Annotated in this window: 12 protein-coding genes and 1 pseudogene; 6 read left to right on the forward strand and 7 right to left on the reverse strand. The window is 60.9% G+C overall.

The genetic code is table 11. The features are described from left to right. Positions 1-8 precede the first annotated feature (8 nt). Positions 9-1,439 carry an exodeoxyribonuclease I gene (gene sbcB / locus ACKJSM_RS01330; RefSeq protein WP_410236462.1) on the forward strand — a complete coding sequence of 477 codons (1,431 nt, stop codon included), beginning with the start codon at positions 9-11 and terminating at the stop codon, positions 1,437-1,439. Positions 1,440-1,539: 100 nt separating this feature from the next. On the opposite strand, the gene mvaT is transcribed toward sbcB, so the two are convergent. Next, positions 1,540-1,917 (reverse strand): histone-like nucleoid-structuring protein MvaT, encoded by a 378-nt coding sequence (gene mvaT, locus ACKJSM_RS01335; RefSeq protein ID WP_007951234.1) that lies wholly within the window; start codon positions 1,915-1,917, stop codon positions 1,540-1,542. A 338-nt stretch (positions 1,918-2,255) separates the two neighbouring features. Here mvaT and purU point away from each other — a divergent pair, with 338 nt between their 5' ends. Next, entirely contained in the window at positions 2,256-3,104 is an 849-nt protein-coding gene (purU, locus tag ACKJSM_RS01340; protein WP_011335666.1) for a formyltetrahydrofolate deformylase, read from the forward strand. A 58-nt stretch (positions 3,105-3,162) separates the two neighbouring features. Beyond that, positions 3,163-3,339, forward strand: a complete 177-nt coding sequence (locus ACKJSM_RS01345) for a hypothetical protein (RefSeq protein ID WP_236182635.1) — start codon at positions 3,163-3,165, stop codon at positions 3,337-3,339. Here ACKJSM_RS01345 and ACKJSM_RS01350 read toward each other — a convergent pair. The 5 genes and pseudogenes from ACKJSM_RS01350 to ACKJSM_RS01370 all read right to left on the reverse strand — a co-directional run. Further along, complete coding sequence (locus ACKJSM_RS01350) at positions 3,323-4,321, reverse strand: YbhN family protein (protein ID WP_410236463.1); 999 nt, start codon at positions 4,319-4,321, stop codon at positions 3,323-3,325. The two genes, ACKJSM_RS01345 and ACKJSM_RS01350, sit on opposite strands and share 17 nt — an antisense overlap. Continuing rightward, a complete protein-coding gene (locus ACKJSM_RS01355; protein ID WP_410236464.1) occupies positions 4,318-5,094 on the reverse strand; it encodes a DUF2334 domain-containing protein in 777 nt (258 codons plus the stop codon). The genes ACKJSM_RS01350 and ACKJSM_RS01355 overlap by 4 nt, the downstream gene beginning before the upstream one ends. Beyond that, on the reverse strand, positions 5,087-6,199 hold the full coding sequence (locus ACKJSM_RS01360; protein ID WP_410236465.1) for a glycosyltransferase family 4 protein: 1,113 nt from the start codon (positions 6,197-6,199) through the stop codon (positions 5,087-5,089). Before ACKJSM_RS01360 ends, ACKJSM_RS01355 begins: the two co-directional genes overlap by 8 nt. A 158-nt stretch (positions 6,200-6,357) precedes the next feature. Then, positions 6,358-7,122, reverse strand: coding sequence for a methyl-accepting chemotaxis protein (locus tag ACKJSM_RS01365; protein WP_373874350.1), 765 nt, complete (start codon positions 7,120-7,122; stop codon positions 6,358-6,360). A gap of 93 nt (positions 7,123-7,215) precedes the next feature. Beyond that, positions 7,216-8,247 (reverse strand): annotated as a pseudogene (locus ACKJSM_RS01370) (cache domain-containing protein); the annotation flags it as partial. A 187-nt stretch (positions 8,248-8,434) separates the two neighbouring features. Between ACKJSM_RS01370 and ACKJSM_RS01375 the strand changes: the two are divergent. Continuing rightward, on the forward strand, positions 8,435-9,922 hold the full coding sequence (locus ACKJSM_RS01375; RefSeq protein WP_236182640.1) for a helicase HerA-like domain-containing protein: 1,488 nt from the start codon (positions 8,435-8,437) through the stop codon (positions 9,920-9,922). Positions 9,923-9,932: 10 nt separating this feature from the next. Here ACKJSM_RS01375 and ACKJSM_RS01380 read toward each other — a convergent pair whose 3' ends face one another. Then, on the reverse strand, positions 9,933-10,388 hold the full coding sequence (locus tag ACKJSM_RS01380) for a DUF721 domain-containing protein (protein WP_410236466.1): 456 nt from the start codon (positions 10,386-10,388) through the stop codon (positions 9,933-9,935). A gap of 307 nt (positions 10,389-10,695) precedes the next feature. Here ACKJSM_RS01380 and secA point away from each other — a divergent pair, with 307 nt between their 5' ends. Together secA and argJ are read left to right on the forward strand one after the other, a co-directional pair. Then, the gene (gene secA / locus ACKJSM_RS01385) at positions 10,696-13,434 is read left to right on the forward strand and encodes a preprotein translocase subunit SecA (RefSeq protein ID WP_410236467.1); all 2,739 of its coding nucleotides are present in this window, start codon (positions 10,696-10,698) and stop codon (positions 13,432-13,434) included. A gap of 122 nt (positions 13,435-13,556) precedes the next feature. After that, positions 13,557-14,774: a bifunctional glutamate N-acetyltransferase/amino-acid acetyltransferase ArgJ gene (gene argJ, locus ACKJSM_RS01390; protein ID WP_410236468.1), complete on the forward strand. Its 1,218-nt coding sequence runs from the start codon at positions 13,557-13,559 to the stop codon at positions 14,772-14,774. Position 14,775 lies beyond the last annotated feature (1 nt).

Below are 14,775 nucleotides of genomic sequence, written 5' to 3' on the forward strand. Positions count from 1 at the left end.
AACCGCCCGTGACTTCCATCTTCTGGTACGACTACGAAACCACCGGCATCAATCCGCGATGCGACCGCCCGTTGCAGGTGGCCGGGATCCGCACCGACCATGAACTCAACGAAATCGACGCGCCGGTCAATCTCTACTGCCAGCCCAGCGAAGACATCCTGCCGCACCCGGCGGCGTGCGCGATCACCGGGATCACGCCTAGTCGTCTCGCCGAACAAGGCTTGAGCGAAGCCGACTTCATGACCCGGGTCCACGCCCAGCTCGCGGCTCCCGGCACCTGCGGCGCCGGGTACAACACCTTGCGCTTCGACGACGAGATGACCCGCTACAGCCTGTACCGCAACTTTTTCGATCCCTATGCCCGTGAGTGGCAGGGCGGCAACAGTCGCTGGGATCTGATCGATGTGGTGCGCGCCGCCTACGCATTGCGCCCCGATGGTCTGGTCTGGCCGACCGATGATGAAGGCCGGGTGACGCTCAAGCTCGAACGCCTGACCGCCGCCAATGGCATCGATCACGGCAACGCACACGAGGCCTTGTCGGACGTGCGCGCCACCATTGCCCTGGCCCGGTTGATCCGCGAGAAGCAACCGAAGCTGTATGACTGGCTGTTTCAGTTGCGCAGCAAACAGAAGGTCATGGACCAGATTCGTCTGTTGCAGCCGATGGTGCACATTTCCGGCCGTTTCTCGGCCGCGCGCAGTTATGTCGGTGTGGTGCTGCCGCTGGCCTGGCATCCGCGCAACAAGAACGCGTTGATCGTCTGTGATCTGCACCTGGATCCGCAGGGGCTGCTCGACCTGGATGCCGAAACATTGCGCCAGCGCCTGTATACCCGGCGTGACGAGCTGGCCGAAGGCGAGTTGCCGGTGCCGCTCAAGCTTATTCACATCAACAAGTGCCCGGTGGTGGCGCCATTGTCGGTGCTGCGTGCTGAGGATCAGCAGCGCCTGGGGCTGGACATGGCGTTGTATCAGGCGCGTGCATTGCGACTAAGTGACGCACAACAAGTTTGGAAAGATAAAGTCTCGGCGATTTATGCCAGCGAAGATTTCACCTCGAGTGGAGATCCGGAACAACAGTTGTATGACGGATTTATCGGTGATCGCGATCGTCGTTTATGTGAGCAAGTGAGGACGACCGATCCTGCCCAATTGGCGCGAGAGCAATGGCCGTTCGATGACGAACGTTTGCCTGAATTGTTGTTTCGATATCGAGCACGTAACTTTCCCGATACGTTGAATTTCGAAGAGCAAGAACGCTGGAAAATCTTTTGCCGGCAGCGCTTGTCCGAGCCGGAGTGGGGCGCGCCTAATACCTTGAAATCTTTTGCCGAGGCGATGGAGCAATGGCTGCTTAGTGCTGCGCCGATGCAGGCCGAGGTGCTGGGTGAATGGCAGAACTATGTCCAGGCATTACGCAAACGGTTGGATCTTTGAAATCGAACATGTCCGGCGCTTGAATGCCGGGCATAAAAAAACGCCAGCATTCGCTGGCGTTTTTTGTGTCACAGAAGCGCTCTGCGACAGGGGTTGCGGCTTAGCCCAGCAGGGTCGCCCAGCCTTCAACCACGTCACCGCCCCACTTGGCTTTCCACTCTTTCAGAGTTTTGTGGTTGCCACCTTTGGTTTCGATGACTTCGCCGTTGTGCGGGTTTTTGTATTGTTTAACTTTGCGAGCACGCTTGGTGCCGGTAGTTTTGGCTGCGCCGCCACGTGGTGCTTTGGTTTTCGACTCTGGATCCAGCAGCGCGATGATGTCGCGCAGGGACTTGGAATATTCGCCCATCAGTGTGCGCAGTTTGCCTTCGAATTCCAGCTCGGCTTGCAGTTTGTCGTCTTGCGACAGGTTCTTCAAACGGGCTTGCAGCTCTTTGATAGCTTCTTCGGTGGCACGATATTCGTTGATCAAGGACATGATTACTACCTTATGTGGAAGTGCGCGATGGCAGGGACAGTGCGGCAATAATAGTCAGGCTGTTTCATCAAGTAAACATTTAACCGGGGTTTTTATTTGGATTAGTTACGTCGAAAACCCCTGAATTGAATATTCAGTTAAATAATGTGATGGAGTCTTCACAGATATTCACACCGCTCTGTTCAAGCATGGCTATTGCGACGCCATCATTCTGGCGTTTACGTGCGTCAAAAAAGCTGTGATGGGCAGCCGTGAGGCTCCGAGGGTCATCAATACTGCAGTTTTTCCGCGCAGTCGCTAGAATGGCCGCCTTTGCGAAGTTCTGGAGTTTCCCCCTCATGCGCACTTTTCGGTTGGTGATTTCTTGCCCGGACCGCGTTGGCATCGTTGCCAAAGTCAGTAACTTTCTGGCGGCCCACAATGGCTGGATCACCGAAGCGAGCCACCACTCGGATAATCAGGTCGGCTGGTTCTTCATGCGTCACGAAATCCGTGCCGATTCCCTGCCTTTCGGTATCGAGGTGTTGCGCGAGAAATTTGCACCGATTGCCGAAGAATTCTCGATGGACTGGCGCATCACCGATACCGAGCAGAAAAAGCGCGTGGTGCTGATGGCCAGTCGCGAATCCCATTGCCTGGCCGACCTGCTGCACCGCTGGCACAGCGACGAGCTCGACTGCGAGATCTCCTGTGTGATTTCCAACCACGACGACCTGCGCAGCATGGTCGAGTGGCACGGCATTCCTTATTACCACGTACCGGTCAATCCGCAGGACAAGCAACCGGCCTTCGACGAAGTGTCGCGCCTGGTCAAGCAGCACGACGCCGAAGTGGTGGTGCTGGCGCGCTACATGCAGATTCTGCCGCCGGACATGTGCCGCGAATACGCGCACAAGGTCATCAACATTCACCACAGCTTCCTGCCGTCGTTTGTCGGTGCCAAGCCGTACCACCAGGCTTCGATGCGCGGCGTGAAGCTGATCGGTGCGACCTGCCACTACGTGACCGAAGAGCTGGATGCCGGCCCGATCATCGAGCAGGACGTGGTGCGTGTCAGCCACAGCGACAGCATCGAAGACATGGTGCGTTTTGGTCGTGACGTCGAGAAGATGGTGCTGGCCCGTGGCCTGCGTTATCACCTGGAAGACCGCGTGCTGGTGCACGGTAACAAGACCGTGGTGTTCTGATTCAGAATCGCTCCCGCGCAGAGCGTGGGAGCGATCCATGGACCGTGAGGAATGACCGATGAGCGATCCACTGGACAAAGCCACTTCCAAGGCGCCCGCCACCCTGGGCGAGGGTTGTCTGAGCCGCTATGACCCGGATGACCTGAGCCCGGAGGACGGCACGGAGTTTCCCGGTGCTGCCGAGCTGTGGGAGCAACTCAAGGACGAAGAGGATGAAGTCAAGAAGCCTGTCTGACGCTCAGCAGCTTTTTCAGCAACGGCCGGCCCAGCATCAATAGAAACACCGGGCCACCCACCAGCAGATAGAAGTAATACGTCACCACCCGCCAGATCAGGATCGCCGCCGCCGCGGTGGACTTGCCGACCATCGGCGCCAGCAGCGCCGCCGAGGTCAGTTCCGCTGCACCGGCACCGCCCGGCAACAGGCTGAATTGCCCCGCCCCCAGCGAAAGCATCTGGATCAGAAACGTCCAGGCCCACTGCACATCCGCCCCCAGACCGCGCAACGCCAGATACAGCACGCTGTAACGCAGCGACCAATGCACGCAGGTCAGGACGAACACCTTGATCAATGTCTGCCAAGGCAATTTCAGCGCATCGGTGAAACCGGCCAGAAAATGCAGCAACTGCCGCGCCCAGCGCCGTCGAGTCCGCGGTTCGATGTTCATCCCGGCCAACAGACGTCCGCTCAAGCGGATCAAACGGCGGTGATAGCGCGCGACCAATATGCAGGTGAGCAAGCCTCCGGACAATGACACGGCGCTGACAATCAGCAGCCATTCCATACGATCACTCAGATGCTGGAACAGCGCGTAGATCAGGATTGCGCTGAGGGCGCAGAGAAAGAACAGCAGATCACTCAACTGATCCATCGCAAACACGGCGCTGCCCCGGGCCGGGCGGACGCCGCTGCGCGCCAGTAGCGCCATGATCGCCAACGGCCCTCCGCTGCCGCCGGGCGTGGCGCACCAGGCGAATTCGGCCGCCATCACCACCCCGAGGCTTTTGACGGGCGTGACCCGGTCACGCTGATCGCCGAGCAACAGCCGCAGGCGCAGGGTGTTGATGCCCCAGCACAGCAGCACCATGGCGAACATGATCAACAGCCAATTCAGCGGGAAAGCCTGCAGGCGTTCCCAGGTCTCGCCGCCGCCGAGCAGGACAGGAATCGCCACGGCCACCAGCAGGCCGATCAGCAACAGAATGCCGCGACTCAAGCGGCACACTCGGCTTGGGCGCGCTGGCGCATCAGCCAGTCGATTTTGGTCATGGGCACGCGTCCGTCCGCCAGCAGTCGTTCCAGGGTGCGCCACCAGTAATCCCGGGAAAAGCGGTGACGCATGTCCACCGGGTGCAAGCCCAGCCGAATCACCGGCGCCTGACGCCAGCGCTGCTCTCGCTGTTCGCTGACGACCTTCGACAGACCGCGGCGCCAGGCGCTGCGTGCACTCCAGACCAGACCCGGGGCCTCGACCGCCGCGAAATCCGGCAAGTGATAAAGATGCTGCGGATCGCTGGTGTAGCGCAGCGGCAATTCGCGCAATGCCTGGCGCGTGCCCGCGCTCATCAGCCAGGCTGGGGCGACGAAACCGTGCAGCGGCCAGCCGTGGCGCCGAAACAGATCGATGCCGGGGCGCAGGCGGGCGAGGGCGGCTTCACGGGACAGTTGATAAAACTCGCCTTCATGGGTGTAGACCCGGCGCATGAACCAGTCGCGTGCGGTGCGCGGGGCGGGTTCGGTGTCTTCATGAAAATGGCCGTGCAGCGCCAGTTCATCCCCTCGGGCAACCCGCTCGTCGAGCATTCGGCAAAATGCCGGATGGGCCTCGAGGGCATCGTGGCGATGGAAGTCCGGAACCACCAGCCACGTCATCGGGACGTTGCCCAACCGGTCAACGGCTTCGACAAACTCTCGATAATCGGCCCACGTGGAGGGTGCCACGTCATGCAGCACCAGCATTACCGCCGGGCGCTCGTGAGATTCAGCCATTGGCCACCCGAGGAACCGAATCGCCGAGTACCGCGTGATAATGCCCCAGCAGGCTGTCGACCACCGTGTCCCAGGCGTAATGCCGTTCGACATGTTCGCGTGCCTGTCGACCGAGTACGTCAGTCCCGCGACTGAACAGTTCACGCACGGCATTGGCCATGGCTTGCGCATTGTTCGGCGCGCAAAGCAGCCCGCAGGATTCGCTGACGATTTCCTCGAACGCCCCCGCTGCCACCGCCACCACCGGAATGCCGCAGGCCATGGCCTCCAGGATCACCAGACCGAAGGTTTCCTGATCGCCGGCATGGATCAGCGCGTCGGCACTGGCCATCAGCCGTGCGACCTCGGTGGCCGGGCAGAACCGGTCGATCACGCTGACATTGTCCGGGACGGACGTCGGCATCGACGAGCCGACCAGCAACAAGTGATAACGCGGGCCCAGGCGTTTCATGCAGTCGAGCAGCACCGGCAGGTTTTTCTCTTTGGAACCGCGACCGGCGAAGATCAACAGGCGCGTGTCCTCGGCGATCCCCAGCTCGGCGCGTAATCCAGCGTCGCGGGCATCCGGGTGGAAGGTCTGAAGGTCAACGCCCAGTGGCTGCACATATACGTTGCGTACCCCAAGCCTGCTGAGCTTGTCGGCCATGACCCGGCTGGGTGCCAGCACCCGGTCGAAATTGCCGTACAACTTGCGCACATACGCATCGACATTCGGCGTGACCCAATGGCCCATGCGGTTGCCCACCAGCAGCGGCAGGTCCGAATGGTAGAAACCGATCACCGGCACATCCAGTTGTCGCCGTGCATCGAGCGCGGCCCAGGCGGTGAGGTACGGGTCGCCGACTTCGATCAGATCGGGTTGCAGATCCTGCAGGACGTTTCGCCAAGGGGCCAGGCGCAGGGGAAAACGATAGCCCTTGCCGAAGGGCAGGGCAGGGGCGGGAACCGTATAAACGCCGTCAGACTCACCAAAATCCGCCCCGGGGATCAGCAGGCTGTGGCGGATGCCCGGCTTGACCCCCAGCCGACGGTGCTTGGCATCCAGATAGGTGCGCACGCCGCCGCTGGCCGGGGCGTAGAACATGGTGATGTCGGCGATATGCACGGTGAACGTCCCTCCGCGTTGATCTCCCTTGGTTGACCTTTATCAAGAATAGATGTTCGGTCGGGGTTTCGCGCAAGGTGCAAGGCCGGATTTGCAAGGGGTGTCGGGCGTCTTCGTCGGATGGCAGCGAACCGACGAAGACGACCGGCAGAACGGCTTTAAATGCGGAAGCTGCCAACCAGTTGCTTCAACCGCGAAGCCTGCTGCTCCAGATCCGAACAGGCACGTAACGTCGCCTGAAGGTTCTCGACACCTTCCTGGTTCAGCGTATTGATCTCGGTGATGTCCACGTTGATCGACTCGACCACGGCGGTCTGTTCCTCGGTCGCAGTGGCTACCGACTGGTTCATTCCGTCAATTTCACCAATGCGCTGGGTCACGCTGTTCAGGCGTTCGCCGGCGAGGTTGGCGATGTCCACGCTGTCCTGGCTGTGGCGCTGACTTTCGCTCATGGTGCTGACGGACTCGCGGGCGCCGACTTGCAGCTCCTCGATCATGGTCTGCACCTGTTGCGCCGATTCCTGGGTGCGGTGGGCGAGGTTGCGTACTTCGTCTGCCACCACTGCAAAACCACGCCCGGCTTCACCGGCACGGGCCGCTTCGATGGCCGCGTTGAGTGCCAGCAGGTTGGTCTGCTGGGAAATGCTGGTAATCACTTCCAGGATCTGGCCGATGTTCACGGTCTTGCTGTTCAGCGATTCGATGTTGCTGCTCGATGCGCTGAGCATGCTCGACAGCTGGTTCATGGCCTTGATGCTGCGATCCACCACTTGCTGACCGTCTTCGGCCAGACCACGGGCGTCACTGGCCTGGGTCGAGGCTTGGGCGGCGTTGCGGGCGATTTCCTGAGCGGCAGCACCGAGCTGGTTGATGGCCGCCGCTACGCTGTTGGTGCGCGAGGCCTGCTGGTCGGAGTTGTACATCGACGAGTTCGAGGCCGCGACTACCCGCAGGGCGACTTCATTGACTTGCCCGGTGGCCGACGACACTTCGCGGATCGAGCCGTGGATACGTTCGACGAAGCGGTTGAACGCGGTGCCGAGCACGCCGAATTCGTCCTGGTTCTGGATGGTCAGGCGCTTGGTCAGGTCGCCTTCGCCGTCGGCGATGTCTTCCATGGCGCGGGTCATGACGTGCAGCGGCTGGATCAGGATGCGGATCAGCATGCCGAGCAGGGCGATGATGATCGCCACCGCAATCACCGTCGCGATCACCGCCGAAGTGCGGAATTCGCTGAGCATCGAGAAGGCTTTGTCTTTGTCCACCGACAGGCCGATGTACCAGTTCACCGACGGCAGGCCCTTGATCGGGCTGAAGGTGACGATGCGGGTATTGCCGTCGACGGTGACTTCACTGAAGTCACTGCTGATGCGCGGGGTGTCCTGCGGATAGGCTTCCTTCAGTGATTTCATCACCAGGGCCTTGTCCGGGTGCACCAGGATCTTGCCGTCGGCGCTGACCAGAAACGCGTAGCCCATGCCGGAGATATCCCGGGCGCTGAGGGTGTCGATCAGGGTCTGGAGGCTCAGGTCGCCGCCCACCACGCCCACACTCTGGCCGGCCTTTTTCGCGGCGGTGGCGATGGAAATGATGGTCTGGCCGGTGGCGGCGTCGATGTACGGTTCGGTCAGGGTCGACGTGGTGCTGCTTTCGGCACCTTTATACCAGGGGCGAACCCGTGGATCGAAACCGTCCGGCATCTTCGCATCCGGGCGGATGGTGAAGTGCCCTGTGGCATCGCCGAGGTAGGACGCCATGAAGGTCGACGTCAGGGCTTTCTGTTCCAGCAGGCTGGCAACAGCGGCAGGCTCGGGATCGATGGCGATGTTCTGGGCCGCGTTCTCGATCAGCAGGATGCGCCCGCTGAGCCAGGTCTGGATGTTGTCGGCGGTGACCTCGCCCATCTCGTTGAGGTAATTGTCCAGGTCTTCGCGAATCGCATTGCGTTGCAACCAGTCGTTATACAGCGTGAACGAGGCGAAGGCGGCAATGACGATGAGGGCGGCGGCAAGCAAAATTTTGTGGCTGAAACGCAGATTTTTGTTCATGGCTTGGGGTTCCGCTAAGGTCTTATTATTCAGGGCGTGCTTTTATAGATGCTCGCTAGGTGGGCTTGATGAGTACAAGCAGGTATTTCCGCTTCTCCTTAGGGAAATCTCCGATGCGGTTGTCAGTCGCATCTGTCACCTTTAGCTATCGGCCATGCTCGACAAAGATTAACCATTGGGTGACCAAATGCCTGACTCCTTGCAACTCATAATCGGCGCCGACCTCACCGGGCAACCGATCGCCCAGGCCCTGCGCCTGGCCAATCGTCATGGTCTGGTAGCCGGCGCCACCGGTACCGGCAAGACCGTCACCTTGCAGCGTCTGGCCGAGGCATTCAGCGACGCCGGGGTCGCGGTGTTCACCGCCGACGTCAAGGGCGACCTGTGCGGCCTCGGTGCCGCCGGCAATCCCCAGGGCAAGGTTGCCGAGCGCATCGCCGGCATGCCGTGGCTCAAGCACACGCCTCAGGCCTACCCCGTGACCTTGTGGGACATTCACGGTCAGTCCGGTCATCCGCTGCGCACCACCTTGAGCGAAATGGGGCCGCTATTGATTGGCGCTCTGCTGGAGCTGACCGACAGCCAGCAGTCGGCGCTGTACGCGGCGTTCAAAGTGGCGGATCGTGAAGGCCTCTTGCTGCTGGATCTCAAAGACCTGAAAGCACTGCTCAATCACCTCAAGGACAATCCGCAACTGTTGGGCGAAGACGCCGCGCTGTTCACCACCGGTTCCAGTCAGGCGCTGTTGCGGCGGCTGGCCACTCTGGAACAGCAGGGCGCCGAAGCGTTGTTCGGCGAACCGGCCGTGCAACTGGAAGACATTCTGCAACCGGCCGCCGACGGCCGCGGTCGCATCCATCTGCTCGACGCCAGCCGTCTGGTGCACGAGGCGCCGAAGGTTTACGCGACCTTCCTGCTGTGGCTGCTGGCCGAGCTGTTCGAACAACTGCCGGAACGCGGTGATGCCGACAAACCGTTGCTGGCGTTGTTTTTCGATGAGGCGCATTTGTTGTTCGGCGACACGCCCAAGGCGTTGCAGGAACGGCTGGAGCAAGTGGTGCGGCTGATCCGTTCCAAAGGGGTGGGCGTGTATTTCGTCACCCAGTCGCCGGGCGACCTGCCGGACGATGTGCTGGCGCAACTGGGGTTGCGGATCCAGCACGGTCTGCGCGCGTTCACCGCCAAGGAGCAGAAGTCCCTGCGAGCGGTGGCAGATGGTTTCCGGCCGAATCCGGCGTTCGATACGTTGTCGGTGCTCACCGAGCTGGGGATTGGCGAAGCCCTGGTCGGCACCTTGCAAGAAAAGGGCACGCCGGAAAGGGTTCAGCGGGTGCTGGTGGCACCGCCGCAATCGCGGATCGGGCCGTTGACCGAGACCGAGCGCACGGTGCTGATTGCCGGTTCGCCGTTCAAGGGGCGGTATGACAAGCCGATCGACCGCGAGTCGGCCTATGAAATCCTGATGGGCCGCAAGGGGCTGGCGCCGGAGGCTGAAGCGGCGCCGGGTAAACCGGCGGCTGAAGAGCCGAGCCTGGCGGACAGGGCCGGAGAATTCCTCGGCACGGCGGCGGGGCAGGCGCTCAAGTCGGCGATGCGCCAGGCCGCGAATTCGCTGGGTAAGCAGTTGGTGCGCGGTCTGATGGGATCATTGCTCGGCGGCAGCAAACGCCGCTGATCAACAAGGCTCAGGTTTTGGGTTTGGCGTGGGCGGCCAGTCGTTCCAGCGCCGCCCGCAGATTCGGATCGCTGATGCCTTCGGCGGTGGCCTGGATGGTCGCCGCCGCATCCGTCGACAGATCGATCGTAGGGCCGCTCGCTTCGCGCTGGACGGTCGGTGGCCGCACGGCAAACTTGATCCGCGTCAGATTGGCGAATTCGTCGAACATCTGCAGTTGTCGTTGCAGACGTTTCTGCTGATAACGCAGGCGCGTGGCCCAATGGCCGTCGGTGACGATCAGCAGCAGCTCGCCTTCGCGCCACTTGGCCACGTGGCAATGCTCGCGGGCGGCAGGTTGCAGCTGGCTTTCGAGCAGACGTTGCAGATGGGCCAGGCGTTGGGCATGACCGAGGATGGCTTTCAACGGCCTGGCTTCGCGTAGCAGAACGGCGGGCGCTCTGGCTGTGAGAGGGCGAAATGCCATGATCTAGGACCTGAAGTTGCAGAGGCGCCATGGTAGCAGATGGCACCGGTTTCACTCGCCCATTGCTTTTATCCCTGCTTTGCCCATTAAATCAACGACTAACTTCTTCCCTGCATGGCTTGAAGTTGAGCAAAACGCCCCTATTTTAAGTGAGCCCCGTCAAAGCGCAGTGCCAGCATCGTGGAATATCCCCACTTTCCTCACCACCGTTTCCGGGTAGAATGCTCGTTCGCATGCGGCCATGAGGGCTGCACGGGCGACTCACGGGGCCGCCCTCCATCCCTTTAGTGTGGAAGATCCTGCCGATATGTTTGCGCCTTTGTTAAAGAAACTTTTTGGAAGCAAGAACGAGCGTGAAATCAAACGCATGCTCAAGACGGTGCAGCTCGTCAATGCCTTCGAAGAGAAGATGGTCGCCCTCTCGGACGACCAACTGCGCGCCAAGACCGCAGAGTTCAAAGACCGCATTGCCAAGGGGGAGACCCTCGACAAGCTGTTACCGGAAGCCTTTGCAGTTGCCCGCGAAGCCGGCAAGCGGGTCATGGGCATGCGCCACTTCGACGTCCAGCTGATCGGCGGCATGACCCTGCATGAAGGCAAGATTGCCGAAATGCGCACCGGTGAAGGCAAGACTTTGGTGGGTACCTTGGGCGTTTACCTCAACGCGCTGTCCGGCAAGGGCGTGCACGTTGTGACCGTGAACGATTACCTGGCTCGCCGGGACGCCAACTGGATGCGTCCGCTGTATGAATTCCTCGGTCTGAGCGTCGGCATCGTGACGCCGTTCCAGCCGCCGGAGGAGAAACGCGCTGCCTACGCCGCCGACATCACCTACGGCACCAACAACGAATTCGGGTTCGACTACCTGCGCGACAACATGGCGTTCAGCATGGAAGAAAAATTCCAGCGCGAACTCAACTTTGCCGTGATCGACGAAGTCGACTCCATCCTTATCGACGAAGCGCGTACCCCGCTGATCATCTCCGGTCAGGCCGAGGACAGCTCCAAGCTGTACATAGAGATCAATAAACTGATCCCGCAGCTGGAACTGCACGTTGAAGAAGTCGAAGGCGAAGTCACCAAGGCTGGTCACTACACCATTGACGAGAAGACCCGTCAGGTCGAACTCAACGAAGCCGGTCACCAGTTCATCGAAGACATGCTCACCCGCGTCGGCCTGCTGGCTGAAGGCGAGAGCCTCTACTCGGCGCACAACCTGGGTCTGCTGACCCACGTCTATGCCGGTCTGCGTGCGCACAAGCTGTTCAACCGCAACGTTGAATACATCGTGCAGGACGGCCAGGTCGTGCTGGTGGACGAACACACCGGTCGTACCATGCCGGGCCGTCGTCTGTCCGAAGGCCTGCACCAGGCCATCGAAGCGAAGGAAGGCCTGAATATCCAGGCCGAGAGCCAGACCCTGGCCTCGACCACGTTCCAGAATTACTTCCGCCTGTACACCAAACTGTCCGGCATGACCGGTACCGCGGATACCGAAGCATTCGAATTCAACCAGATCTATGGTCTGGACGTTATGGTCATTCCGCCGAACAAGCCGTTGGCCCGTAAGGACTACAACGACCTGGTGTTCCTGACCGCCGAAGAGAAATACGCGGCAATCGTCAATGACATCAAGGAAAGCATGGCCGCCGGCCGTCCGGTGCTGGTGGGTACTGCGACCATCGAAACCTCCGAGCACATGTCCGCATTGCTCGTGAAGGAAGGCATCGAACACAAGGTTCTGAACGCCAAGTTCCACGAAAAAGAAGCTGAAATCATTGCGCAGGCCGGTCGTCCGGGCGCCCTGACCATCGCCACCAACATGGCCGGTCGTGGTACCGACATTCTGTTGGGCGGCAACTGGGAAGTTGAAGTCGCGTCGCTGGAAAACCCGACCCCTGAGCAGATCGCCCAGATCAAGGCCGACTGGCAGAAGCGTCACCAGCAAGTGCTGGAGTCCGGCGGTTTGCAGGTGATCGCGTCCGAGCGTCACGAATCCCGTCGTATCGACAACCAACTGCGTGGCCGAGCCGGCCGTCAGGGGGACGCCGGTTCCAGCCGCTTCTACCTGTCGCTGGAAGACAGCCTGATGCGCATCTTCGCTTCCGACCGGGTGAAGAACTTCATGAAGGCCCTGGGCATGCAGCCTGGCGAAGCCATCGAGCACCGCATGGTGACCAACGCCATCGAGAAGGCACAGCGCAAGGTAGAAGGCCGCAACTTCGACATTCGCAAGCAACTGCTCGAGTTCGACGACGTCAACAACGAACAGCGTAAAGTGATCTATCACATGCGTAACACGTTGCTGGCTGCGGACAACATCGGCGAAACCATCGCTGACTTCCGTCAGGATGTCCTGAACGCCACTGTCAGCGCGCACATTCCGCCGCAATCGCTCCCAGAGCAGTGGGACGTGGCCGGTCTGGAAGCGTCGATTGCCAGCGATTTCGGCGTGAAGCTGCCGATCCAGCAATGGCTCGATGAAGACGATCACCTGTACGAAGAAACCCTGCGCGAGAAGCTGATGAACGAGCTGATCGCCGCGTACAACGAAAAAGAAGACCAGGCCGGCGCCGAAGCCCTGCGTTCGTTCGAGAAGCAGATCGTGCTGCGCGTTCTGGACGACCTGTGGAAAGACCACCTGTCGACCATGGATCACCTGCGTCACGGTATCCACCTGCGTGGTTATGCGCAGAAGAACCCGAAGCAGGAATACAAGCGCGAGTCCTTCAAGCTGTTCTCCGAACTGCTGGATTCGATCAAGCGCGACTCGATCCGTGTGCTGTCGCACGTTCAGGTTCGCCGCGAAGATCCGGTCGAAGAAGAGCAGCGCCTGCGTCAGGAAGCCGAAGCACTGGCCGCCCGCATGCAGTTCGAACACGCTGAAGCGCCAGGTCTGGAACAACCGGAAGCACTGGTGGGTGAGGAGGTCGATGTCGCCCTCGCTGCCGCCCCGGTGCGCAACGAGCAGAAGCTGGGCCGCAACGAACTGTGCTACTGCGGTTCGGGCAAGAAATTCAAGCATTGCCACGGGCAGATCCAGTAACCCCCGTTTCAATCGCTGAAATACCCGCGCCGCGACCGGCACCAGCCGTCGCGGCGTTTTGCCATTTACACCACCGTCACTACGCTTGGCGGTGCTGACATCATTGAGTAAGGAGCGCATTCATGGCTGTTGGTCTTGGTCCTTTGCCAACGTTGCACCCGGTTGCCGGTTTTGAACTCGGTATCGCTTCGGCCGGCATCAAGCGCCCGGGGCGCAAGGATGTCGTCGTGATGCGTTGCGCCGAAGGTTCCACGGTGGCGGGCGTGTTCACGTTGAACGCTTTCTGCGCAGCGCCGGTGATCCTGGCAAAGAAGCGCGTGCAGAACCCGGTGCGCTATCTGCTGACCAATACCGGTAATGCCAACGCCGGTACCGGCGAGCCAGGCCTGGCCGCCGCCGAGCGCACCACCGCCAAACTGGCCGAGCTGACCGGCGTGGATGCCAGCCAGATCCTGCCGTATTCCACCGGTGTGATCGGCGAACCGCTGCCGGTCGAGAAGATTGAAGGCGCCCTGCAGGCCGCGCTGGACGATCTGTCGGAAAACAACTGGGAAGCCGCCGCCTCCGGCATCATGACCACCGACACCTTGCCAAAGGGCGCCAGCCGCCAGTTCCAGCATGACGGCGTGACCATCACCGTCACCGGCATCAGCAAGGGCGCGGGGATGATCCGCCCGAACATGGCGACCATGCTTGGCTACATCGCCACCGACGCCAAAGTCTCCCGTGACGTGCTGCACAACCTGATGCTGGACGGCGCCAACAAGTCGTTCAACCGCATCACCATCGACGGCGACACCTCGACCAACGACTGCTGCATGCTGATCGCCACTGGCAAGGCGGCGCTGCCGGAAATCACCCGTGCCGAAGGCGAGCTGTTCGCCAAACTGAAACAGGCCGTGTTCGAGGTGTGCATGGACGTGGCCCAGGCCATCGTGCGTGACGGCGAAGGCGCGACCAAGTTCGTGACCGTTGAAGTCAACGGCGGCGGCAATCACCAGGAATGCCTGGACGTCGGCTACACCGTGGCTCACTCGCCGCTGATCAAGACTGCACTGTTCGCCTCCGACCCCAACTGGGGCCGCATCCTCGCCGCCGTCGGCCGTGCCGGCGTGCCGGACCTTGACGTAAGCAAGATCGACGTATTCCTTGGCGACGTGTGCATTGCCAGCCGTGGCGCCCGCGCCGCGACCTACACCGAAGCCCAGGGCTCGGCAGTGATGCAGCAGGAAGAGATCACCATCCGTATCGAACTGGGTCGCGGCGATTGCAGCGAAACCATCTGGACCACCGACCTGTCCCACGAGTACGTGAAGATCAACGCTGAATATCGCACCTGAT

Origin of the sequence: Pseudomonas sp. PHC1, assembly GCF_046487845.1 — a bacterium.
In the GTDB taxonomy this organism is placed as follows: Bacteria; Pseudomonadota; Gammaproteobacteria; order Pseudomonadales; family Pseudomonadaceae; genus Aquipseudomonas; species Aquipseudomonas sputi.

What these genes read in the sequence shown, in the direction of transcription:
- ACKJSM_RS01380 (WP_410236466.1), bottom strand. Translation starts at nt 10,388, where the DNA reads ATGGCATTTCGCCCTCTCACAGCCAGAGCGCCCGCCGTTCTGCTACGC.
- argJ (WP_410236468.1), top strand. Translation starts at nt 13,557, where the DNA reads ATGGCTGTTGGTCTTGGTCCTTTGCCAACGTTGCACCCGGTTGCCGGT.
- ACKJSM_RS01375 (WP_236182640.1), top strand. Translation starts at nt 8,435, where the DNA reads ATGCCTGACTCCTTGCAACTCATAATCGGCGCCGACCTCACCGGGCAA.
- secA (WP_410236467.1), top strand. Translation starts at nt 10,696, where the DNA reads ATGTTTGCGCCTTTGTTAAAGAAACTTTTTGGAAGCAAGAACGAGCGT.
- ACKJSM_RS01355 (WP_410236464.1), bottom strand. Translation starts at nt 5,094, where the DNA reads ATGGCTGAATCTCACGAGCGCCCGGCGGTAATGCTGGTGCTGCATGAC.
- purU (WP_011335666.1), top strand. Translation starts at nt 2,256, where the DNA reads ATGCGCACTTTTCGGTTGGTGATTTCTTGCCCGGACCGCGTTGGCATC.
- mvaT (WP_007951234.1), bottom strand. Translation starts at nt 1,917, where the DNA reads ATGTCCTTGATCAACGAATATCGTGCCACCGAAGAAGCTATCAAAGAG.
- ACKJSM_RS01365 (WP_373874350.1), bottom strand. Translation starts at nt 7,122, where the DNA reads ATGTACAACTCCGACCAGCAGGCCTCGCGCACCAACAGCGTAGCGGCG.
- ACKJSM_RS01345 (WP_236182635.1), top strand. Translation starts at nt 3,163, where the DNA reads ATGAGCGATCCACTGGACAAAGCCACTTCCAAGGCGCCCGCCACCCTG.